Source organism: Aeromonas sp. QDB62, assembly GCF_027705695.1.
In the GTDB taxonomy this organism is placed as follows: Bacteria; Pseudomonadota; Gammaproteobacteria; order Enterobacterales; family Aeromonadaceae; genus Aeromonas; species Aeromonas allosaccharophila.
The window spans coordinates 1-21,010 of sequence record NZ_JAPDCD010000008.1 but is presented as its reverse complement, the minus strand read 5'-3'; the positions used below and the strand labels follow the sequence as shown (position 1 = coordinate 21,010).

Here is a 21,010-nt window from a genome sequence, read left to right as displayed (position 1 = left end):
ATGGCGCCACACTGGCGTGATCGCTCCTGAAGTCGCAGCAAATGAATGATGGGCAGCTCTGCTGCCCGGTTTGAGGATCCTATGGGCCGAATTTTTTGGCTGCTGTGCACCCTGCTGTTTCTCTCTGCCTGCTCATCCTCTCCCAAGCCCAGCGGGAGTGAGGATGACGATCTGGTCAACGGCAAGGACATCCGCGGTTTTGAACACATGATCAGCGCGCTCTCCCATAACGTGAACGAGATATGGGGGCGGGAGGCGCTGTTTGCGGGCAAGTTTGACTACGTCAAATATACGGATCAGTACAAGAGCCGGGCCCACATCGACTTCTCCAGCGGTCACATCATGGTGGAGACGGTCTCTGGCGTCGATCCGCGCGCTCACCTGCGTCGCGCCATCATCGAGACCCTGCTGACCCCGGATGATCCGGCCGAAGTGGATCTTTACTCCGATCGGGAAATTCTGACCGGCGGCGAGCCCTTCCTCTACGGTCAGGTGCTGGACAATCAGCGCCAGCCAATCCGTGCCTCCTGGCGCGCCGAGCGCTATGCCGACTACTTGCTCAGCACGGCGATGAAGAAGCGTACCCTGGGTATTCGTACCATCTTCTTCGTCGATATTCCCATGGTGGCCAACCATGAAGATCGACGGGGCTACAAGTATGCGGGGATCATCCGGGAAGCGTCGCGCAAATACGGCGTGCCGGAGAGTCTGATCTATGCGGTGATCAAGACCGAGAGCAGCTTCAACCCCTATGCGGTGAGCCATGCCAACGCTTATGGCCTGATGCAGGTGATTCCGGCCACCGCCGGTCGTGACGTCTATGTGCGGGTCAAGGGCAAGAATGGCCAGCCGACCCGGGAGGAGCTGTTCAATCCGGCCTACAACATCGATGTCGGTACCGCCTATCTGCACCTGTTGCAGACCGTCTATCTGGCGGATATCGAGGATCCGCGCTCCCGTCGCTATGCGGTGATCTCCGCCTACAACGGTGGTGCCGGCGGTGTGCTCAACACCTTCTCCAGCGATCGCAAGGCGGCGCCGGGCCGGATCAACCAGCTCTCCCCCGAGGCGGTCTATCAGGTGTTGACCGAGCAGCATCCCAAAGAGGAGGCGCGCCGTTACCTCTACAAGGTCAATCAGGCCGAGAAGGGGTTTAAAAGAACCTTTTCTGGTCGGGCCGGTTAAGCGATGACGCTGCGTTAACCATGCAAAAGGGCGCTTGATAGCAAGCGCCCTTTTTACGTCTGACCAGTTCGTCGGTGAAGTGGCCTTATTTGGCGATAAAGCCGCCCTTGCTCTGCGGGGCTGCGCCCACTTTCTCCAGGGTTTTCACTTCCACTTCGGTCTTGTTCCAGCTGTGGTCCACTTCACCACGGATACGGATCTGATCGTCCGGGCCCACTTCGGTGCCACGCCACACATCCTGATCCACTTCGACCTCCACTTCACCGCTGGCATCGCGGAACAGATAGTTCTCGCCGCCCAGATGCTTGACCAGTTTCCCTTCCAGGGTGGCCCAGCTGTCATCGGCCAGATCTTTCAGTTGAGCAACGGAGACCTTGTTCTGCTCCTGCGGGCCGGTATAGGCCGCCATGGCAAAAGAGGAGACAGACATCAGGGTCAACAGTCCGATTACGCTTGCGCTTGCCTTGTTCATTTCATACTCCTGTCGTTGGTATGAGGGCATTGTGCCGCGCGGGGCGTGAAACAAGCGTGAAAGAAATACGCAGTTGTGATTGTCTGTTTTGTGAGCGCAAGCGATTTCATCGGTGATGGAACATGTGTGATTTCATCTGGAACTGTAATCTGTCGCCTTCACCAGAAGTCAGTGGTGGCAGACTCTTCCCGTGCTTGCCGCCATTCGAGGGGAAGTCCGCAGGTCTCACCTGCTTAATCGAAGAGCATAACAATATGAAAAAATGGCTTGTTTGTTTATTGGGGTTAATGGCATTGACCGCGCAAGCGGCAGAGGGACGCCAGCCTTTTTCCCGGGTCGTGATGTTTGGTGACAGCCTCTCCGACACCGGCAAGATGTACAAGAAGATGCGGGGATATCTCCCCTCCAGCCCACCCTACTTCAACGGGCGCTTCAGCAATGGCCCGGTGTGGCTGGAGCAGTTGCGTGACCAGCATTTCCCCGGTCTGGTCGTGGCCAACGAGGCGGAAGGCGGCGCGACGGCGGTGGCCTATAACCATCTGGGCGCCCTCAACGGCTGGCTCGGTTTCTGGTCTTGGGATCCAAAATATCAGGTGATCAATAACCTTGACTACGAGATCGATCAATTCCTGAAAAAGGACAAGTTCCGCCCCGATGATCTGGTGGTGATCTGGGTTGGTGCCAACGACTATCTGGCCTATGGCTGGAACACCGAGCGGGATGCGGATCGGGTGATCGATACCATCCGGCTGGCATCCAACCGGTTGGTGCTCAACGGTGCGCAGCAGATCCTGCTGTTCAACATCCCGGATCTGGGGCAGACCCCGTCGGCCCGCAGCATGAAGGTGGTGGAGAAGGTGCGCCATGTGGCCAGCTACCACAACCAGCGGCTGCAGAACCTCACCCGCGAGCTGGCCCCCCTTGGCATTGTGAAGCTGTTCGAGGTCGACAAACAGTTTGACGAGATGGTGCGCGATCCCCAGATGTTTGGTCTGAGCGACACCGAGCACGCCTGTTATGACGGTGGCTACATGTGGAAGCCCTTCTCCGGTAGCGCCGCCGAGGTTGCCCCGGCTCCGGCTTTGAGTCTGTCCGAGAGGGTGGCGATCGCCGGTAACCCGATCCTGGCGCAGGCGGTGGTGAGCCCGCAGGCAAAACGTAGTGCCGCAGCCCTCAATTGCAACGAGCATATGTTCTGGGATCAGGTACATCCGACCAAAACCGTGCACACGGCACTGAGTCAGCGCGTGGCTGATTTTATTGACCGGAACTACGAGTTTGTTCGTCACTGATTCCTCACAGGGCCAGCATGCTGCTGGCCCCTATTCTCCCCCTAGCCCTCTTCAATGCGTCTTTTTGCGTCACACTTAGTTCAATTAACAAACATTTGTTGCTGTTTTTGTAACACACTTGCGTTACAGTGTTTTTTGTTAATTGATATCAGTGACTTGAAAATAGGCTAACGTTGATATGCTGCGATCGCTTTTGGGTGGTTGCACCTATAAGACGAGGTGATATCAATCAACCTCCTCCTACATAAAGTTGCAGAGGCTCAGACATGAAAAAAACATTGATTACCTTGCTGGTTACCGGCTTGCTGGCGGCCAATGCCCAGGCTGCCGGTCAGGACAACACCTGGTATGGCGGTGCCAAACTGGGTTGGTCCAACTTCTATGGCATTGATGAAAGCAATGCCCTGACGCTTGGCAATGAGACCAACGATGCCCTGGGTGCAGGTGTGTTTGGCGGCTATCAGCTTAACAAGAATCTGGGTATCGAGTACGGCTTCGATTATCTTGGTAAATACAAATATGATGCCCGCTCCGCCACGGGCGCTGCGTTTCAAGATGAAGTTCAGGCTCAGCTAATCCATTTGTCTTTGAAGCTGGGCTTCCCTTTGACTGATAGCCTTGACCTGTATGGACGTGTCGGCGGCGGTTATGCGGCAGCGAACAGTGACCTGAAAGGGGGGGACGGCCGGTTCAACTTTGTCGGTGCTCTGGGGGCAGAGTATGCCTTTAATCGTGATTGGGCTGCTCGTCTTGAATATCAATACACCACCCCGTATGGCGACCGCGATGACACCGGCGTGAGAATGGATAACGGCCTGCTGTCGCTGGCGGCGGTTTATCGCTTTGGTCAGGTTGCTCCTGTGGCGCCCGCCCCGGCTCCGGAACCCGCTCCCGCGCCTGTGATGGTCGAGAAGCAGTTTACCCTGAGCTCCGACGTGCTGTTTGACTTCAACAAGGCGACCCTCAAGCCAGAAGCCAGTCAGGCGCTGGATAGCCTCTATACCCAGATCGAAGAGGCGCGACCCAAGGATGGCGTAGCAACCGTGATTGGTCACACCGACCGTATCGGTTCCGATGCCTACAACCAGAAGCTTTCCGAGCAGCGTGCCCAGACCGTCGCCAACTATCTGGTTGGTAAAGGGATCCCGGCCGCCAAGATCAATGTGGAAGGGCGTGGTAAATCCTCACCGGTTACCGGCGACAGCTGTGTCAGCAAGTCCAAGCGTGAGCTGATCGTCTGCCTGGCACCGGATCGTCGTGTTGAAGTGAAGGTAGAAGGGGTTGCCGAGGCTCAGCAATAATCTGCTGAACCAGCCTCTTGCGGGGCGGTAACAAGGCCGCCTCGTTGGTTGTGAAATGCAAAAAAAGCCAGTCAGTTGATCTGACTGGCTTTTTCGTTTCGCGGAGCAAGGCGTTATGAAGGGTGCATTATCAGGACGGCAGCGGCATCACCCGGTTGCGGCCGAGTTCCTTGGCCTTGTAGAGCAGCTTGTCGGTACGTTCGACCAGACAGTCCGCGCTCTCCTGACCGTTGAACTCACCCACGCCAAATGAGGCGGTGATGTGGTCGATACGACGACCCGACTTGCGATCCAGAATCGACATCCGTTCGATGGCCCGGCGCATGCTTTCCGCCATCTGTCTGGCCAGTGCCAGCGCGCGATGGGGAACCAGCAGGGCGAACTCTTCTCCGCCGATCCGATAAGCGGTCACCCCCTCCTGACAGGCGTCACGCAGCCGTTTGCTGAAGGCTCGCAGTACCTGATCGCCGAGCAGATGGCCATATTCGTCGTTGAAGTTCTTGAAGCGATCGATATCGGTCAGGATCAGCGAGAAGGGGTGCTGGCTGCGGATCAGCCCTTCCAGCTCCAGATCGAAGGCGCGACGATTGAGCAGGCTGGTGAGGGCATCTTCGTTGGCCAGCTTGCGGGTCTCGTTGAGCGCCGCCCGCAGCTCCTTGATCTCTTTCTCTGCATTGCTGATTTGATTGCGAAAGTGCATGGTGGACATCCGCACGTCCCGCGATTCGCGCACCAGTTCCCGCAGGATCCCCATGGTGTCTTCCAGACTGAAGCCCTCGTCATCGATGCGGCTGAGCTTGTCAAAACTCTTGTCGAGCATCTCCTGAAACATGCCGGTATCGGAGATGGCGTCCTGCATGGAGTGACCGAGCTCGTTGGCCATGGCGGCCAGGCTCAGTTTCATCGCCTCCATCTGCTTCTCATCCTGAGCGGCCAGATACTGGTGATAGAGCCGTTCGCAGGTGGTGAGCGAGCAGGTTCCCTGCAGCTTGACGGCCTGATCGATCGCCTGGTTGAGCTCGGGCATGCTGGCCGAGACATAGCTGTACCACAGGTGGTAATTGTCCGGCGTCGTGGGGATCTGGTACTTGATCATCAAGGGTACCGCCTGCTTGAGATAGGCGGCAGATTGGGCAAACGTGTCCTTACTCATGAGTTCCGTGTCTCATCATGCCAGCGAACTGAAGATAGTATGACAGAGAGATTGGCCAAAAGGCAGCCGATGGATGCCATTCGCCCCCCCCTTCGATATAATGGCTGGGTTATTACCTACCCTAAGGCCTGCTTATGTCTCAAAAAGATCCTTTCCTCCAACGCGAGGCCGAAAAATACGAAAACCCCATCGCCAGTCGCGAGCTGATCCTCGAACTCATCAAGGGTCACGAAAAGCCGATGTCCCGCGAAGAGCTGGCCAAGGCACTCAAGCTGACTGACGAAGAGCCGTTGGAAGCTTTGCGCCGTCGTCTGCGCGCCATGGAGCGCGATGGGCAGCTGGTATTCACTCGCAACCAATGTTACGCCCTGCCGGATCGTCTGAATCTGGTCAAAGGGTATGTACTTGGCCATAAAGATGGTTTCGGTTTTCTGCGCCCGGAAGGTGGTGGACCGGATCTGTATCTGAATAACCGCGAGATGCAGCGCCTGATGCACGGTGACTATGCGCTGGTGCAGCCGACCGAGATTGACCGCAAGGGTCGTCAGGAAGCGCGTCTGGTGCGCCTGCTCAAGCCCCGTGAGGCAGACATCGTCGGCCGTTACTTCGTCGAGAACGGCGTCGGTTTCGTGGTGCCGGACGACAGCCGTATCGGTCAGGACATCATCATCCCGGAAGGCGAAAACAAGGGGGCTCGCCAGAGCCAGGTCGTGGTGGTGCGCATCAACCAGCGCGCCAACTCCCGCATCAACGCGGTCGGTACCGTACTGGACGTGCTGGGCGAGAACATGGCCCCGGGCATGGAGATCGAGATCGCCCTGCGTACCCACGGTATCCCGCATACCTGGCCGGAGGAGGTGACCAAAGAGGTTGCCGGTCTCGGCGAACAGGTGCCGGAAAAAGCCAAAGAGGGTCGTATCGACCTGCGCGCCCTGCCGCTGGTCACCATTGACGGGGAAGATGCCCGCGACTTTGATGACGCCGTCTTCTGTGAAGCCAAGCGTGGTGGCGGCTGGCGCCTGTGGGTTGCCATTGCGGACGTATCCGCCTACGTGAAGCCCGGCACTGCGCTGGATGCCGAAGCCTATCAGCGCGGCAACTCGGTCTATTTCCCCGAGTTCGTGGTGCCCATGCTGCCGGAGGTGCTCTCCAACGGGCTGTGCTCCCTGAACCCGCAGGTTGACCGTCTCTGCATGGTGTGCGAGATGACCATCTCCGCCGCTGGCCGTATGTCCGGCTACAAGTTCTATGAAGCGGTGATGAACTCCCATGCGCGCATGACCTACAGCAAGGTTGCCGCGATCCTCGATGGCGATCCCAAGCTGCGTCAGCAATATGACCCGCTGGTGGGCCACATCGAAGAGCTCAACAACCTCTATAAAGCGCTCAAACATGCCCGTCACCAGCGTGGTGCGGTGGAGTTCGAGAGCGAAGAGACCCGTTTCATCTTCAACGCCCAGCGCAAGATCGACCAGATCGTGCCGCTGGTGCGCAACGACGCCCACAAGATCATCGAAGAGTGCATGATCCAGGCGAACGTGGCCGCGGCCCGTTACATCGAGAAGAACGAAGCCTTTGCCCTGTTCCGGGTGCACGACCGTCCGGGCGAAGAGCGTCTGACCGGTTTCCGTGATTTCCTGGCCGAATTGGGTCTGGAGCTCAAAGGCGGTCTCGAACCCGAGCCGAAAGACTTTGCCGAGCTGGCTGCCAAGTTTGAAGGGCGCCCGGATGCCGAGCTGCTCTCCACCATGCTGCTGCGTTCCATGCGTCAGGCGGTCTATCAGGCTGACAACATCGGTCACTTCGGCCTGGCGTTGAAGTCCTACGCGCACTTCACCTCGCCGATCCGTCGCTATCCCGACCTGATCCTGCACCGCGCCATCAAGTACCAGACTGCAAAAGAGCAACAGGGCAACCTGCGCCACAAGTGGACCCCGAGCGGTGGTTATCACTACCAGCTGGAAGAAGTGGATCCGATGGGTGAGCACTGCTCCATGACCGAGCGCCGTGCCGACGATGCGACCCGCGACGTGGCCGACTGGCTCAAGTGCGAGTACATGCTGGATCACGTGGGTGACGAGTTTGATGGCGTGATCGCCAGCGTCACCGGCTTTGGTTTCTTCGTCCGTCTGGCGGAGATCCACATCGATGGTCTGGTCCACGTCAGCACCCTCACCAACGACTACTACCAGTTTGATCCCCTGCACATGCAGCTGATCGGCGAGAACTTCCGCCGTCGCTACCGTCTGGGTGACAAGGTGCGGGTCAAGGTGATGGGCGTGAACCTGGACGATCGCAAGATCGACTTCGTGATGGTGGAAGAGCCCCTCAAGGCCACCGGCAAGAATGCCAAAGAGATGGCGCGCAAGCAGGCCGAGATCAAGAAAGAGAAGGCCAAGAGCGCCCAGCGCCACGAAAAACGCAAAGAGGGTAAGGATCACGGCAAATCCGACAAGGGTGGCCGCGCCAAGCCCAGCAACAGACGACCGAGCAAAAACGCTCGCGATAAGGCCAAGAGCACTAAATGAGTACTGAACTGATCTACGGCATTCACGCTGTATCCGCGCTGCTTGAGCGCACCCCGGAGCGTTTCATCGAAGTTTGGGCCCTCAAGGGGCGGGATGACGACCGGCTGCAACCCCTGCTGACCGAGCTTGAATCCCTCGGTCTCAAGGTGCAGAGCGTGAACCGCAAGACCCTTGATGATAAAGCCGAGGGCAACAATCACCAGGGCATCATGGCCAAGGTGATCGAAGCGCCCAAGCTGGCCGAGCACGATCTGGCCAGTTTGCTGGACAGTCTGGCCGAACAACAGGCCCAGCCTTTCCTGCTGGTGCTGGACGGCGTGACCGATCCGCACAACCTCGGTGCCTGCCTGCGCAGCGCCGATGCGGCCGGGGTCCATGCGGTGATCGTGCCGCGGGACAAGGCCACCGGCCTGACCTCGGTGGTACGTAAAGTCGCCTGTGGCGCCGCCGAAGTGGTGCCGCTCATTCAGGTCACCAATCTGGCTCGCAGTCTGCGGGAGTTGAAGGATCGCGGCGTCTGGATCGTCGGCACTGCCGGTGAGGCGGATCACGATGTCTATCAGGCCAAGCTGACCGGCCCGATGGCACTGGTGATGGGCGCCGAGGGCAAGGGGATGCGCCGTCTGACCCGTGAACATTGCGACGAGTTGGTGAGTATCCCGATGGCGGGGGCGGTATCGAGCCTCAACGTCTCGGTGGCGACTGGCGTCTGCCTGTTCGAAGCCGTGCGTCAGCGCCGCAGTTAATGCCGTGATGACCGACAGACCCCCCTTCAGTTGGGCGCAGGTCGCAGATGAAGAGGAGGCCGCGCGCATCCTCTCTTTTGCACGCTCGCTGACCCTGGCCCCCAGATCTTGCCTCTGGCACGCTGGTGACAGTCCGGATCTGCTGGTCAGGGTGGAGCAGGGGCTGCTGCGGGCCAAAGTGGTGCTGGCGGATGGTCGCGAGTACATCAAGGAGTTCTACTGGGAGGGGGACGAGTTTCTCGACTTCCACCACCTGCTCAGTGGTGAACCCGCCCGCTACAGCGTGGAGGCGCTGGAACCCTGCCGCTTGCAGTTGTTCCAGCTGGCCGACCTGCGCCCGCTCTGCTGTTGGCCAATCTGGTACCAGCACCTGCTGGAGGTACAGCTGTGTATCAAGGAGGAGAAGGAGCTGTTGCTGCTGACCGGGAGCCCGCAGGCCCGCTATCAGCACTTTCTGCAATGCTTCCCCGCTCTGGATGCCAGAGTGCCGGATCACCAGATCGCCGCCTATCTCGGCATTACCCCCATCAGCCTGAGTCGCATTCGCAAGCGGTTGAAAGCACTTGGCGAGGGCTGACGCTCTCTCTATTAGCGCCCGATTTTGTGCAAAGGGGTGGGTGTTGCTCCCTATACCCTATCTACCCGCGCATTACGCTGCATCTGCAGCCTGAGCCGCATTCGCAAACGACCGAAAGAACTTAACAAAGGTTAATGCAGGGTGCTGGCGTCACGATTATGCTGGCAGGCCGAACTGATAAGGAGTTGCCGATGAACTGGATCCTGAAACCCTGGTCTGAACTGACCACTGACGAGTTGTACGAGTTGCTGGCACTGCGGGCCGAGGTGTTCGTGGTGGAGCAGACCTGCCCCTTTCAGGATCTGGATGGGCTCGATCGCCGCGAAGGGGTTTGGCACCTGCTCGGTTATCAGGGCGAACAGCTTGCTGCTTACGCGCGGATCATGGCGCCCGGCATCGGCGATGAGAGCGGTGCCGCCATCGGCCGGGTGGTGACCTCGCCCAAAGCGCGTGGCGGTGGTCTTGGTCACCAGCTGATCGGCGAGGCGGTCAAGGCGTGCGAGGCTCGCTGGCCGACTCACAGCATCTGGCTAGGCGCGCAGGCCCACCTGCAGGGATTTTACGGTCAGCACGGCTTTGTGGCTGAAGGGGAAGGTTATCTCGAAGACGATATCCCCCATATGGGGATGCGCAGAGCCGTGGCCTGACCGCCAGGCAGGGTGATGCAGCATGCAGAAGGGCCATCCCGTGGGATGGCCCTTCTTTTTCGCGCTTGGCGATTACTTCTTCTTTTTCTTCTTGGCGGACTTTTTCTTGTCGACCGGCTTTTTCTTCTTCACCGGTACTCGCGCTTCCTTGTGTTTCGGGCGCAGCTCGTCGATCACCCGGCGCTTGAGGCGCTCCTCGGTGTAGCGTTCGATCTTGGCAACCATCGCCATGTCATGGGCTTCTACCAGGCTGATGGCGCAGCCACGGTTGCCTGCGCGACCGGTACGACCGATACGGTGGACGTAAACGTCGGTACCGTAGGGCATGTCATAGTTGATGACATGGCTGACGTTGGGCAGGTCGATGCCACGGGCGGCAACGTCGGTCGCGATCAGGAAGGGCACTTCCCCTGCGTGGAACTTGCGGATCGACTCGACGCGCTTGCTCTGCTCCATCTCGCCACGGATCCAGGCGCACGGGATGCCCGCAGCCTGCAGCTGGCCGGAGAGTTCCGCCAGACGCTCGCGGGTCTTGACGAAGACGATGGCTTTCTGGGTTTCCGGATCTTTCAGGATATGGATCAGCAGCGCCAGCTTGTGCGCTGCATCATCGGCCAGATGCACCCACTGGGTGATCGGGCGGCGTTCACTGCGGGGCGGCTCTGCATGCAGCTCGACCGGATCGTTGAGGATCTCGTTGGCGAACTTCTCAAGGCCTGCCCCTTCCAGCGTGGCGGAGAACAGCATGGTGTGCTTGCGGTAGCGCGCTTCGGCCACGATGCGGTTCACATCCTTGATAAAGCCCATGTCCAGCATGCGGTCCGCTTCGTCCAGCACCAGCACTTCGATGTCGTGGCTCTCGAACTCCTCTTTCTCGATGTACTCGAGCAGACGACCCGGGGTGGCGACTACGATGTCGGTGGTCTTGGTCAGGGCTGGGAGCTGCTCTTCATGGCTGACGCCGCCGATGATGGTCTCGATGCTGAGGTTGGTGTGCGCCGCCAGCGCCTTGGCGTGGGCGGTCACCTGCAGCGCCAGCTCGCGGGTCGGGGTCAGGATCAGCATGCGGCAGGGGCCTGGCTTGCGGCGCGGGAAGTCCAGCAGGTGCTGGAGTGCCGGCAGCAGGAAGGAGGCTGTTTTGCCGGTACCGGTTGGAGCGGATGCCAGAATATCGCGGCCGTCCAGGGCTGGCTCCAGCACCATCTGCTGGATGGTGGTGGGGCGGGTGAATCCCATCTCGGCCAAGGCCCGGTTGAGGGCGGGGTGTAGGTCGAAATCATCAAAGGACTGGCTCATGGCAATACTCGGTCATTAAGGAAACGGCAGATTATAGGCGATTATCTCGTCGGCTCCTATTGGTGAGTGTGTCTTAGCCGCTATAATCGCCCACCATTTTTTCAGATGACGGGGGCCAGATGGGGCGTAGTCGCGGATTTACCTTCAAACAGTTCCATATCAATCACGATCGCTGCGCCATGAAGGTAGGCACCGATGGCATTCTGCTCGGTGCCTGGGCACCGGTCGAACGGGCGCACCGGGTGCTCGATATCGGCACCGGCAGCGGCCTGATCGCCCTGATGCTGGCCCAGCGCAGCAGATCTGACTGCCGTCTCGATGCGGTCGAGCTGGATATTAATGCGGCCAGCCAGGCGCGGGAGAATGCGGCGGCCTCTCCCTGGGCCGATCGGGTGACCATCATAGAGAGTGCCATTCAGGATTATCAGGCTGCCCCTTACGATCTTGTCGTCTCCAACCCCCCCTATTTCGTGGCAGGCCAGTCATTTAGCGATCCGGCGCGGGCGTTGGCCCGTCATACCGGTGCCCTCGACAGTCACGGATTACTGGCGGCCTGCAATCGTTTGCTGAGCCCGAACGGTCAGGTGGCGCTGGTACTACCGACGGCGATGGCCGATGAAATTTTATGCATATCGGCGCATTATGATCTGCATGGGATTTGTTATACAGCTGTTATCACCAGAGAGGGTAAAGAGGCAAATCGTGTTTTATTGCTACTTGGCAGAGGATTAAACAGGTGTGAGAGGGGTGAGATTGTGATCCATTCTGCTGATGGAGCCTATTCCGACAGATATATCCAACTGACCAACCCCTTCTATTTGAAGATGTAAATTTCGTCTTGAACTATTTTTTCACGCCATTATGCTGGTTCCAGATCGAGCGCCCGCTCCAGACCAGCTAAAACCACTGGTTGTGATGAAAAAACACGCGGGGCTCTTTTTTTATCCCCCCTGAACACACCCGGTCAGCGACCGATAAAAACTATAACAAGCAATAATTTACAAGACAGACGAGGTTGAACTTGACGAAATCACTCACATTGTCCGATGTACTCGGATTAGGGTTTATGACCTTCGCCTTCTACCTGGGCGCCGGTAATATCATTTTCCCGCCGTTGGCCGGTTACATGGCCGGTGAGCACCTCTCCCTGGCGATGTTCGGCTTCCTGGTGACTGCCGTGGGCCTGCCTCTGGTGACCATTCTGGCCGTGGCGAAAGCCGGTAACGGCTGGGCGGGCATGACCAAACTGCTGCCTGCCGGTGTCGCGACCGCGCTGGCCGTGGCCATCTATATCATCATTGGCCCGGCCTTTGCTGCGCCCCGTACCGGCTTGGTGGCCTACGAGATGGGCCTCAAGCCGTTCATCGGTGACATGGGTCAGGCGGGTCTGGCGGCTTATACCGTGATCTTCTTCGGCGTGGCCATGCTGGTTTCCATGAACCAGGGCAAGCTGATGGACGCCATTGGCAAATACCTGACACCGGTTCTGATGCTGCTGCTGCTGACCCTGGCGGTCGGGGTATTCGTTGCGCCGCAAGGCACCATGCCTGATGCGTCCGGTGACTATCAGAACAGCCCCTTCGTGAAAGGGATCCTGGAAGGCTACAACACCATGGACACCCTGGCGTCCCTGATGTTTGGCGCCCTGATCGTCGACCTGCTGCGCCAGAAGGGCATTAACGACTACAAGAGCCAGTTCAAGTATCTGGCCATTGCCGGCCTCATCTCCGCCATTGGTCTGTGCGTGGTCTATGTTTCCCTGTTCCGTCTGGGTAACACCGCGGCCGGTGTGGCGACGGATGTCAGCAACGGTGGCGCCATCGTCAACGCCTACGTGCTGAGTCTGTTTGGTCAGCCCGGTCAACTGATCCTGGCCGCCATCATCACCCTGGCGTGCTTCACCACTGCCGTGGGTCTGATCTCCGCCTGTTCAGACTTCTTCCACAATCTCACCGGCATGAGCTACAAGAAGCTGGTGGTATTGCTGGGCGTTGTCTGCGCCGTGGTGGCCAACGTGGGCCTGAGCCAGTTGATCAGTCTCTCCATTCCGGTGCTGGTTGCCATCTATCCGGTTGCCGTGGCGCTGGTGCTGGTCACCTTCCTGAAGGGGTACTTCGGTCGTCCCCGTCTGGTGTTCCGTGCGGTGCTGGTGGTTGCCTTCCTGTTCGGTTGCCTGGATGGTCTGGGTGCTGCCGGCATGAAGATGGATGCGTTTGCCTTCCTGCCGCTGTTCGACAAGGGCCTCGCTTGGCTGATGCCGACCCTGCTGGCCTGCGTAGTAGGCATGGTGGTGCGTCCGACCGAGATGGCCGCCGAAGCCGCCTGATCACGCCCGATGTGATGTTGCCAAGAGCCTGCCCCGTGCAGGCTCTTTTGTTTTTCATCTTTCTGCAGTCTGTGTTGGAGTGTGTGCTGCAGTGTCGTGATGATCGCTCTCGGCGACGTTCGTCAGTTCCACTCCTTTGCCACCCGTGCTCCCCTCTTGGTGCAACCTCTGTTTTGTATCCTTTTGAAATTGCCAAACTTCTTGGTGATTAACTCTGTCTAGTTAAATTGTTTCAATATATTAATTTGAGATTGAGCTTTTATTCATTTTCTTTATGCTGAGTGAGTGATTCTTGTCCTGTCTCAGGACGAGAAAGAAGCAAGAGGTATTGTTACCGGTTATCTGCCAGGCAGTGGGTGCAATCAATAACAAGCTGATAAGGCAGATGAGGTTGGGTTTGACGAAATCATTGAAGTTGTCCGATGTATTCGGATTGGGGTTTATGACGTTTGCCTTCTATCTGGGGGCAGGCAATATCATTTTTCCGCCGCTGGCCGGTTTCATGGCCGGTGAGCATCTGCTGGCTGCCATGTGCGGCTTTTTGCTGACGGCGGTGGGCTTGCCGCTGATCACCCTGATTGCGGTGGCCAAGGGGAGTTCGGGGGGCGGCGCGAGTGGCTGGACCGGAATGACCCGCTATCTGCCCGCCGGGGCGGCGACGGCGCTGGCCATCGCTATCTATATCATCATGGGGCCCGCCTTTGCCATTCCCCGCACCGGTCTGGTCGCCTACGAGATGGGGCTCAAGCCCTGGCTTGGCGATGCCGGTCACGAGGGGCTGCTGATCTACACCCTGAGTTTCTTTGCGCTGGTGATCCTGGTGGCGCTTGATCGGGGCAAGCTGCTTGATGCGGTCGGCAAGTATCTGACCCCAGCCCTGATGGCGATGCTGCTCATTCTTGCGGTCGGGGTCTTTATGACGCCGCAGGGCACCATGCCTGATGCCAGCGGTGAGTACATAGATGCGGCTCTTACCAAAGGAATGCTGGAGGGGTACAACACCATGGATACCCTGGCATCCCTGATGTTTGGTGCCCTGATCATCGGTTTGCTTCGCCAGAAGGGGATCGAGGATTATCGCAGCCAGTTCAAATACCTCACCATTGCAGGTTTGATCTCGGCGGTCGGGTTGTCGGCGGTGTATGTCTCGCTCTTTCAGCTGGGCAACAGCGCCGGTGGGGTGGCGAGCGATTTCAGCAATGGTGGGGCCATCGTCAATGCCTACGTCCTGAGCCTGTTTGGCCAACCGGGTCAGTTTATTCTGGCTGCCATCATCACCCTGGCCTGTTTTACCAGTGCGGTCGGCCTGCTCTGTGCCGGTGCCGACTTCTTCCACAGTCTGGCTGGCTGGACATACCGCAAGTGGGTGCTGCTGATGGGCTGCTTGTGCGTCCTGGTGGCCAATGTGGGGTTGAGCGAGCTGATCAGGCTCTCTATTCCGGTACTGGTGGCCATCTATCCGGTTGCCATCGCGCTGGTGCTGGTGACTTTTGCTCAGGGGAGTTTCGGTCGGCCACGTCTGGTGTTTCGCGCCGTGCTGCTGGTGGCCTTTCTATTTGGCTGTCTGGACGGACTGGGCGCTGCCGGTATGCAGATGGATGCGTTCGCCTTCCTGCCGCTGTTCGACAAGGGCCTCGCCTGGTTGCTGCCGACCCTGCTGACCTGCGGCCTTGGCATCTTGGTGCGGCCAAGCGGGAAGCTGGCTGCCGAAGCGGCTTGATTCTGGAACAACGAGATAGCAAAGAGGCCAGCAGCTGCTGGCCTCTTCTGTTTCTGCCGGATCCGTTAACAAGTCAGATTTGCGGGCCTGTCGGCTTGGGTTTGCCGTCCAGACCGTACCAGTGGGTTTGCACCCGTCCGGCATGCCACTCGAAGGTGCCCCAGGGCTGCTTGGCTTCCCAGCGGGGGAAGTTGATGAGCACCCGGTTATCCTCGTATTTGTAGAGGGAGGTGCTGATCTGGATATCCGACAGGATCAACAACAGGGCCCAGCAGATGAAAATCCATTTCAATGCTTTCCACATAGGGTTACTCGAAGCAGATTTCGATGGTGGCGCGGCCGTAATCTGATTCGAACGGCATCATGATCTTGGTGCCATCGGCCCGGTGGGTGATGGTGTGGTTGGCTCCGGAGACGATGATGGGGGTGGCCATATCAAACTCGTAACCCTTCTCACCCAGCATCCGCTTGGCGCCACCGGTTACCATGTTGGTGATTTCACCGACCATGTCGGTCACCTCTTCGTTGATGTTGGCGGGGGCTTCCCCCAGCATGCGGCGCATGATCTCCAGCGCCAGCCCCTTCTCGAAGCTGATGGAGAGAGAACCGCGGGTCTGCGGGCCGACCATGCCGATCAGGCCGGAGACGTCGCCGCGCGCCAGCTCATCCATCTTGCGTTTCGGTTTGCCCGGTTTGAGTTCCAGCTGTGCCATGGTGGAGAGCACATTGAGCAGGGATAGCAGGAACGGATTTACAAAATCAGCCTTCATGATGATTTCCTACAGTGGGCGTACAGCGAGCACATTGGCCATGTGCCTCTATTGTCTTATTGGTAATCGTAAAACCATGCAAGTGGGCTTGCTCGGAAAACGCGCTATCTATGGCCGTATCGTGCAGCTCGACCACATCGCCGCACTCGTCGCAGATCAGTAGCTGCATCGGGTGAGCATGATCGAAGTGGCAGCAGAAGATAAATGCGTTGAGCGATTCCACCTTGTGAGCAAAGCCCTGTTCGAGCAAAAAATCGAGTGCCCGATAGACGGTTGGCGGCTTGGCATTGGCTTCGGTTTGTTGCAGCTGGGCTAACAAATCATAGGCGCTGATGGCATTGCCGTGTGCCGCCAGCAGGCGAAATACCTGACGTCGGGTCGGGGTGAAGCGGATCCCTCGCTGTATACAGAGTCGCTCGGCTCGTTGTAAAAGTTGGTCTTGATTCATGATCGCGCAGATACCCTTTCTATTAGCCGGATACTATCACAGGGCCTCGCATGGCGCGGCGACAAAATTCATTTTCTGGGGCTGCTTCACGTTGTGATAAAATCCGCCCCTTTCTTTAGCCAACCCGGATGATTTTTATGCAGGCGCAGCGTTTTTCCATCGCCCCCATGCTGGATTGGTGAGATTTTGGCTGCAGCCCTTATCTGGCAAGGGCTGAACTTGTCATGGGGCAGATATGGGGCAGGTGTCTTAAATTTTTGTCGTTTTTGCCCGTTTTTTGTTCTGCTTTTATCTATTCACTGCAGCTTAAAGTTTAAATTCAGGTTCTGGAGTTGAACTGCCGAACAGCTTGGCATCTACCTCCGTCAGCATTTCCTTTTGAACCAGGTGAATATTCCGGCCAACGCGTTTTTGGTCTCGCCAGGCCGCTTGCTTTGTGGCCATCCGCAGTGGCCTGTTTATAGAAATGAAACTCTGAATAATTTCACGGACCGGCCGCTTGGTATGTGTGAATTCAATGATGCCATACTGAGTTTTGTATTCACCTTTGCGCCCTGTGGTCATCACGGTCAGCCTGTCCATCGGGATTTGCGAAATTACGCCATAACAGGAAAGCGCGGATTCCAGGCTGACGTAATTGTATTCACCACGCCGCAGGGTTTTGGCAATCAGTTCCAGAGTGTCTGGACCTTTTTTATGATGTGACAAAGCAAAGAGGTAGACGCCACGAGCCGCCCTTTCCAGAATGTTCTGTCGTACCAAACGTTCAAGTCCAGCGTGAAGGGTACGTTTGCTATCTTCAGGGAAGATTTTTTCCAGATCGCGCTGGTTAAATACATAACGTCCTTGCTGGTCTAGCTCACTTAAACGCTGGATCGCAGTGGTCTGTTGCATAATCTCTATCTGTGCGTGAAATACACTTATTCATAGTATAAGTGTCCACTTGTCGACGTTAAACCGACTAAGTAGACAGTTTTACATGTATTAAGTGGTTTATTGATCACTTAAAGGCCCGCGAAATTCACGGGCTGGTTTGTTGTCTTGTTTAGCTTAGTGGATGCAACGCTTTATCAAAGCGCATTACCGGGTAGATAGGGCGCTCACAGCCCTTGGATTAATAGCAGCCAAACGTCTCGACTCCTTCTCACGTTGTTGATCAATGTACGCCGCCAAATCTGCCAGATGCACCAAATAGTCATTTTTCTGGCTGGTTCTAAAGGCCGGAATTGGCAACTGACCTGCATTGGCTCTGACTCTGGCGGTTTGATGCGACAGGCCAAAGTACTCACCACAAATCTCTTTTAACGGCACTACAGGTTTCTCAAATTGTGCCAGCAGCATAAAAATTGTCTGCATAGGGTTACCTCTGAATATGACAAAAAAACTGGGAAAACTGGGAAACGAGTTAATCAGCCTCAAGTTCTGCCAGATCGTTTTTGATCCGCTCAGGCCACAAGGCAAAATATCGCGCTGACTTTTTGCCCTGCACTAGTTTTAGTGTTAAACGTTCCATCTCATTAAACGCTATCCAATTTCGTTGAGCTAATAGCATCAGTTGCGAGCGGTACTGCGGCCTTAGATTTAACGCCTGCTTTAACTCGTCCGGTTTGACTAACCATTGCTCTTCGCCTTGCTGAAGTCTGCTGTAGCCGATACTTGAATTCAGCTGGCTATCCAATGGTTTAATCCGGGTGCGCCAGCTTTGTATGGCCTGTTTTAGCTGGCAGAATAGCCGGTAATCTTCGGTATCCAGGCCATGGCCACGGTTTTGCAGCCATAATTTGAAGCAGTGGCCGACCGCATCAGTAGCTTGGTACTCCGGCCATGGCAATAAATTAAATTGGCATGCCATGCTAAGCGCCACCTGGATCAGCGCAAAACGCCGGATCACTCTCAAAACTTGTGGGCTGGCTTTGTGGCCAACCAAAGTTTCGGCATCTTCTTTGAGTAGTTCGGCACGATAGCTCAATAGCTGCGACACTTTGCGGCTGAGCTCTGCCTCGTCATAACTGACCAAGCGGCGTACCCAGGAAGGGAATAGGGTGCCATGATAAAGTCTGCAGCGACGTTGCAATTCATCTGCCAGCAGATCGGGCCGGGCAAAACTATGCAGTTCGTCAAAAACGCCGAATTTTCCCGACACTGGTATTTCGACAACTCTGGTGAGTTGTCCAGCCAGTGGTTGTTTACCCAGCTCTGCCAGGCGTTCAGGCAGAGTCACCTCGCCGTTTGACAGCGCGATGGTCCTCCAAAGCTCCCCAGCGGCCAATTGCCCAGTTTCGTTGGCGCGCAGTTTAGGGCGGCCATTGGTAATTGAATAAACTGCACTATCGATATCTTCAGCCTTGGCCTGTGATAACTCATCTAAAAATAGCGGTATATCATGGTGTAGCGCAGCTGCGGCAGCCAAACCATTTGCCGTGCTAAGCCAAGTCCGCATTAAAGATTCATCACCTACCACTGAGGTTGCCAATTTAGTGATGGTCGATTTACCAGAACCAGAACCGCCAGTGATATGAATAATCACATTCTCTACCCCTGATACCCTCAGCAATGGCGCGCTTAGAGCGATCCCGCAGGCAAAAATTAGCATGGGGTTGGCAATGCACAGTTTGCCGATTTCTTCGTGCCATTGTTCCAAAGTACCTTTTGAGCGAAGATCTAAATCCTGCCCTTTACACAATAAGTACAGAGCTGTTTTTCCAACTGGAGCGCTCCAACCAGGAGTGACAAAACCTTCAGAATGCCAGCCTGCACGTTCTACACAGATAGCTGGTTCAGCATGCTGTATTTGACTAAGCAAGTCGCGCCTGAGTCCTTGCCATCCTTGCGTCACTTTGTTGAGAGGAAAGCCGGTATCAATCAGTCTCTCCAGAACAAGCTTGTTGTGATCTCCCATCAAATGTTTGATTAAAACAATTTCTTGGAGCACAACATCGTCGATATTTTTCCACTCCAACAGAACTCCGTGATTGGTTTTTTTATCTGCTGAGCGGATGCGAGCGACAACTTTGATATGTACAGCGTCGTGCACTGTATCACCCAGTTTATTGTCCAAAGGCTGCGATTGATTATTCATTATCCAGCCTCCGTTAAAGATTATTCAGATAGTGTCTGATTTCAGCCGGTCTGAATCGAATAGCCCGCCCGGTTTGGCCGAGTCTTAGCGGCGCTGGAAATTTACCAGCGTTAATTAAGCGTCTGATTGTCGATTGTGAAAGCGACGTCATAGTGGCCACTTCAACTAATGTTAATAATTTTTCGTTTTCTGTTTCAGCCATACATTCCTCCAATGTTCATGAGTTGGCAGGAGTATTCTGAATGCGCACCACAGAAAACCTCGGCGCTGTAATTGCCCTTTTTGGACAAAATCAAAAAATAAAAAGTCTTGATAAAACAGTTATCTAATTCATGGCTTTAAATTTCAGGTTTCACAGCATCAATTCTTGGTTATTAGCGAATTATTTTTTGATGCTGTGATAGGGCAAAACTTTCACATGTGAAAGTTCGTGCCCCCTCATGACAACTCACCAGAAATGATAATTTTTGATAACGACCCGAGATTTAGGCCGAGGTGGAAGTGTTTTGGCTGTTTTAACCATCCAAATCAGCACTATTGCACAAAGCGTTGCAAGTGCAGCTACCCAATGCATGACTAAAAAAGCTATAAAGCAAAGCAACAACAGGCATAAACCTAGAGGCCGCCTGGCAACAAAGGCGATGGCGGGCCAGCACCACAAGGTGGGGGCAAAGCAAATCAGCCACCAGCCGAATTTCGTGTTTTGATAGATATCCAAACCAATAACAACGAGTAGCATTAAAAAAATAGTTTTAGTAAAGTGCATACATAAATCCTTTCATTCCATATTCAGCTCAAGGCTACCACCAGATTTAAAAATGCAACCCTCAGCTTTTGTCTGCCTATTGGTCCTTAGCCTGGTGTTTTTTGTAGCTATAAATTGACCAGATAAACACCACAGTAAAAAATCCAAGCAGTAGCGCCATACCACAAAAAAAGCCTTCAGACATATCCCAGCCCCTCAAAAGCCAAATTTCAGAAAGCATGTATCACGTCTGGTTTTTGATCAATAAATTATTGAAAATATTGAACTTTGTTCTGTCTGTACAGAGTCTGGTTTCGAATCGGTTTGCTTAACTGAAGACAGTTGAGAGCGGCTAAAAATGAGAAGGGATTTTGGAATCACCCCGCGAACACCCCAGGGCGGGAGCACACTTTGTTGATATTTTAACCAAAGAATAACTGAGCCCGATAGTCGTCATTCCAGCCGGCTCTTTTTAGCTTGTTTCTCTGACTTCGAGCACCACAATTGCTCTGTTTTACGATATTCAATACGAACCGCCGGAATAGCGCCATATTCTCGACCGCATCCTCCATCGCTATCCTGGAAGCATCCTCGTTGAACACCACATCAAGAATGTAATGCTGGCTGTTCTCTATCCGCCAGTGCTGTCGTATATAGTGCCCTAGCAGCTTGTGCTTGGGGGATAACGAGCTGACATAGTAAGAGGTATCTACCGTTCCTTTTCC

The 21,010-nt window shown here is 55.8% G+C and carries 22 protein-coding genes; 10 read left to right on the top strand and 12 right to left on the bottom strand.

Annotation, left to right across the window (positions count from 1 at the left end; genetic code table 11):
* Positions 1-81: 81 nt before the first annotated feature.
* Positions 82-1,185, top strand: a complete 1,104-nt coding sequence (mltC, locus tag OKC27_RS05670) for a membrane-bound lytic murein transglycosylase MltC (protein ID WP_111806250.1) — start codon at positions 82-84, stop codon at positions 1,183-1,185.
* An 85-nt stretch (positions 1,186-1,270) separates the two neighbouring features.
* On the opposite strand, the gene OKC27_RS05665 is transcribed toward mltC, so the two are convergent.
* Positions 1,271-1,657 (bottom strand): YgiW/YdeI family stress tolerance OB fold protein, encoded by a 387-nt coding sequence (locus OKC27_RS05665; protein ID WP_101325909.1) that lies wholly within the window; start codon positions 1,655-1,657, stop codon positions 1,271-1,273.
* Between the two features lie 254 nt (positions 1,658-1,911).
* Between OKC27_RS05665 and OKC27_RS05660 the strand changes: the two genes are divergently transcribed.
* Both OKC27_RS05660 and ompA read left to right on the top strand, forming a co-directional pair.
* Entirely contained in the window at positions 1,912-2,949 is a 1,038-nt protein-coding gene (locus OKC27_RS05660) for an SGNH/GDSL hydrolase family protein (protein WP_270693303.1), read from the top strand.
* Positions 2,950-3,215: 266 nt separating this feature from the next.
* Positions 3,216-4,250 (top strand): porin OmpA, encoded by a 1,035-nt coding sequence (gene ompA, locus OKC27_RS05655; RefSeq protein ID WP_270806004.1) that lies wholly within the window; start codon positions 3,216-3,218, stop codon positions 4,248-4,250.
* A gap of 130 nt (positions 4,251-4,380) precedes the next feature.
* Here the strand turns inward: ompA and OKC27_RS05650 are convergent, their stop codons facing one another.
* Positions 4,381-5,403 (bottom strand): GGDEF domain-containing protein, encoded by a 1,023-nt coding sequence (locus tag OKC27_RS05650; protein ID WP_213391943.1) that lies wholly within the window; start codon positions 5,401-5,403, stop codon positions 4,381-4,383.
* Positions 5,404-5,537: 134 nt separating this feature from the next.
* Between OKC27_RS05650 and rnr the strand changes: the two genes are divergently transcribed.
* The 4 genes from rnr (at position 5,538) to OKC27_RS05630 (ending at position 9,901) form a co-directional block, all read left to right on the top strand.
* Positions 5,538-7,931, top strand: coding sequence for a ribonuclease R (gene rnr, locus OKC27_RS05645; protein WP_042062952.1), 2,394 nt, complete (start codon positions 5,538-5,540; stop codon positions 7,929-7,931).
* Complete coding sequence (rlmB, locus tag OKC27_RS05640; RefSeq protein ID WP_270693305.1) at positions 7,928-8,677, top strand: 23S rRNA (guanosine(2251)-2'-O)-methyltransferase RlmB; 750 nt, start codon at positions 7,928-7,930, stop codon at positions 8,675-8,677. Before rnr ends, rlmB begins: the two co-directional genes overlap by 4 nt.
* Before the next feature lie 7 nt (positions 8,678-8,684).
* On the top strand, positions 8,685-9,254 hold the full coding sequence (locus OKC27_RS05635; protein WP_270693306.1) for a Crp/Fnr family transcriptional regulator: 570 nt from the start codon (positions 8,685-8,687) through the stop codon (positions 9,252-9,254).
* Between the two features lie 191 nt (positions 9,255-9,445).
* Complete coding sequence (locus OKC27_RS05630; RefSeq protein ID WP_270693307.1) at positions 9,446-9,901, top strand: GNAT family N-acetyltransferase; 456 nt, start codon at positions 9,446-9,448, stop codon at positions 9,899-9,901.
* Between the two features lie 72 nt (positions 9,902-9,973).
* Here OKC27_RS05630 and srmB read toward each other — a convergent pair whose 3' ends face one another.
* Positions 9,974-11,197, bottom strand: a complete 1,224-nt coding sequence (gene srmB, locus OKC27_RS05625; protein WP_139406342.1) for an ATP-dependent RNA helicase SrmB — start codon at positions 11,195-11,197, stop codon at positions 9,974-9,976.
* Positions 11,198-11,316: 119 nt separating this feature from the next.
* Between srmB and OKC27_RS05620 the strand changes: the two genes are divergently transcribed.
* The 3 genes from OKC27_RS05620 to brnQ (OKC27_RS05610) all read left to right on the top strand — a co-directional run bounded on the left by OKC27_RS05620 (position 11,317) and on the right by brnQ (OKC27_RS05610) (position 15,243).
* Complete coding sequence (locus OKC27_RS05620) at positions 11,317-12,027, top strand: tRNA1(Val) (adenine(37)-N6)-methyltransferase (protein WP_270693308.1); 711 nt, start codon at positions 11,317-11,319, stop codon at positions 12,025-12,027.
* Between the two features lie 191 nt (positions 12,028-12,218).
* Complete coding sequence (gene brnQ / locus OKC27_RS05615) at positions 12,219-13,523, top strand: branched-chain amino acid transport system II carrier protein (protein ID WP_075113281.1); 1,305 nt, start codon at positions 12,219-12,221, stop codon at positions 13,521-13,523.
* Between the two features lie 442 nt (positions 13,524-13,965).
* Positions 13,966-15,243, top strand: a complete 1,278-nt coding sequence (gene brnQ / locus OKC27_RS05610; protein ID WP_270806003.1) for a branched-chain amino acid transport system II carrier protein — start codon at positions 13,966-13,968, stop codon at positions 15,241-15,243.
* A 73-nt stretch (positions 15,244-15,316) separates the two neighbouring features.
* Here the strand turns inward: brnQ (OKC27_RS05610) and OKC27_RS05605 are convergent, their stop codons facing one another.
* The 9 genes from OKC27_RS05605 to OKC27_RS05565 form a co-directional block, all read right to left on the bottom strand.
* Positions 15,317-15,547, bottom strand: a complete 231-nt coding sequence (locus tag OKC27_RS05605) for a hypothetical protein (RefSeq protein WP_042656409.1) — start codon at positions 15,545-15,547, stop codon at positions 15,317-15,319.
* Positions 15,548-15,551: 4 nt separating this feature from the next.
* Complete coding sequence (locus tag OKC27_RS05600) at positions 15,552-16,013, bottom strand: chemotaxis protein CheX (protein WP_042656408.1); 462 nt, start codon at positions 16,011-16,013, stop codon at positions 15,552-15,554.
* Positions 16,003-16,461, bottom strand: a complete 459-nt coding sequence (gene zur / locus OKC27_RS05595) for a zinc uptake transcriptional repressor Zur (RefSeq protein WP_182969788.1) — start codon at positions 16,459-16,461, stop codon at positions 16,003-16,005. Before zur ends, OKC27_RS05600 begins: the two co-directional genes overlap by 11 nt.
* A gap of 306 nt (positions 16,462-16,767) precedes the next feature.
* Complete coding sequence (gene abiEi / locus OKC27_RS05590; protein ID WP_226059174.1) at positions 16,768-17,355, bottom strand: type IV toxin-antitoxin system AbiEi family antitoxin; 588 nt, start codon at positions 17,353-17,355, stop codon at positions 16,768-16,770.
* Between the two features lie 186 nt (positions 17,356-17,541).
* A complete protein-coding gene (locus tag OKC27_RS05585; protein WP_226059173.1) occupies positions 17,542-17,817 on the bottom strand; it encodes a pyocin activator PrtN family protein in 276 nt (91 codons plus the stop codon).
* Between the two features lie 49 nt (positions 17,818-17,866).
* Entirely contained in the window at positions 17,867-19,540 is a 1,674-nt protein-coding gene (locus OKC27_RS05580) for a DUF927 domain-containing protein (protein WP_226059172.1), read from the bottom strand.
* A 13-nt stretch (positions 19,541-19,553) separates the two neighbouring features.
* Complete coding sequence (locus OKC27_RS05575) at positions 19,554-19,742, bottom strand: helix-turn-helix transcriptional regulator (protein ID WP_226059171.1); 189 nt, start codon at positions 19,740-19,742, stop codon at positions 19,554-19,556.
* Between the two features lie 246 nt (positions 19,743-19,988).
* Complete coding sequence (locus tag OKC27_RS05570) at positions 19,989-20,306, bottom strand: hypothetical protein (RefSeq protein WP_270806002.1); 318 nt, start codon at positions 20,304-20,306, stop codon at positions 19,989-19,991.
* A 401-nt stretch (positions 20,307-20,707) separates the two neighbouring features.
* On the bottom strand, positions 20,708-21,010 hold a 303-nt coding region (locus OKC27_RS05565; RefSeq protein WP_270806001.1), incomplete at its 5' end, for an ISAs1 family transposase.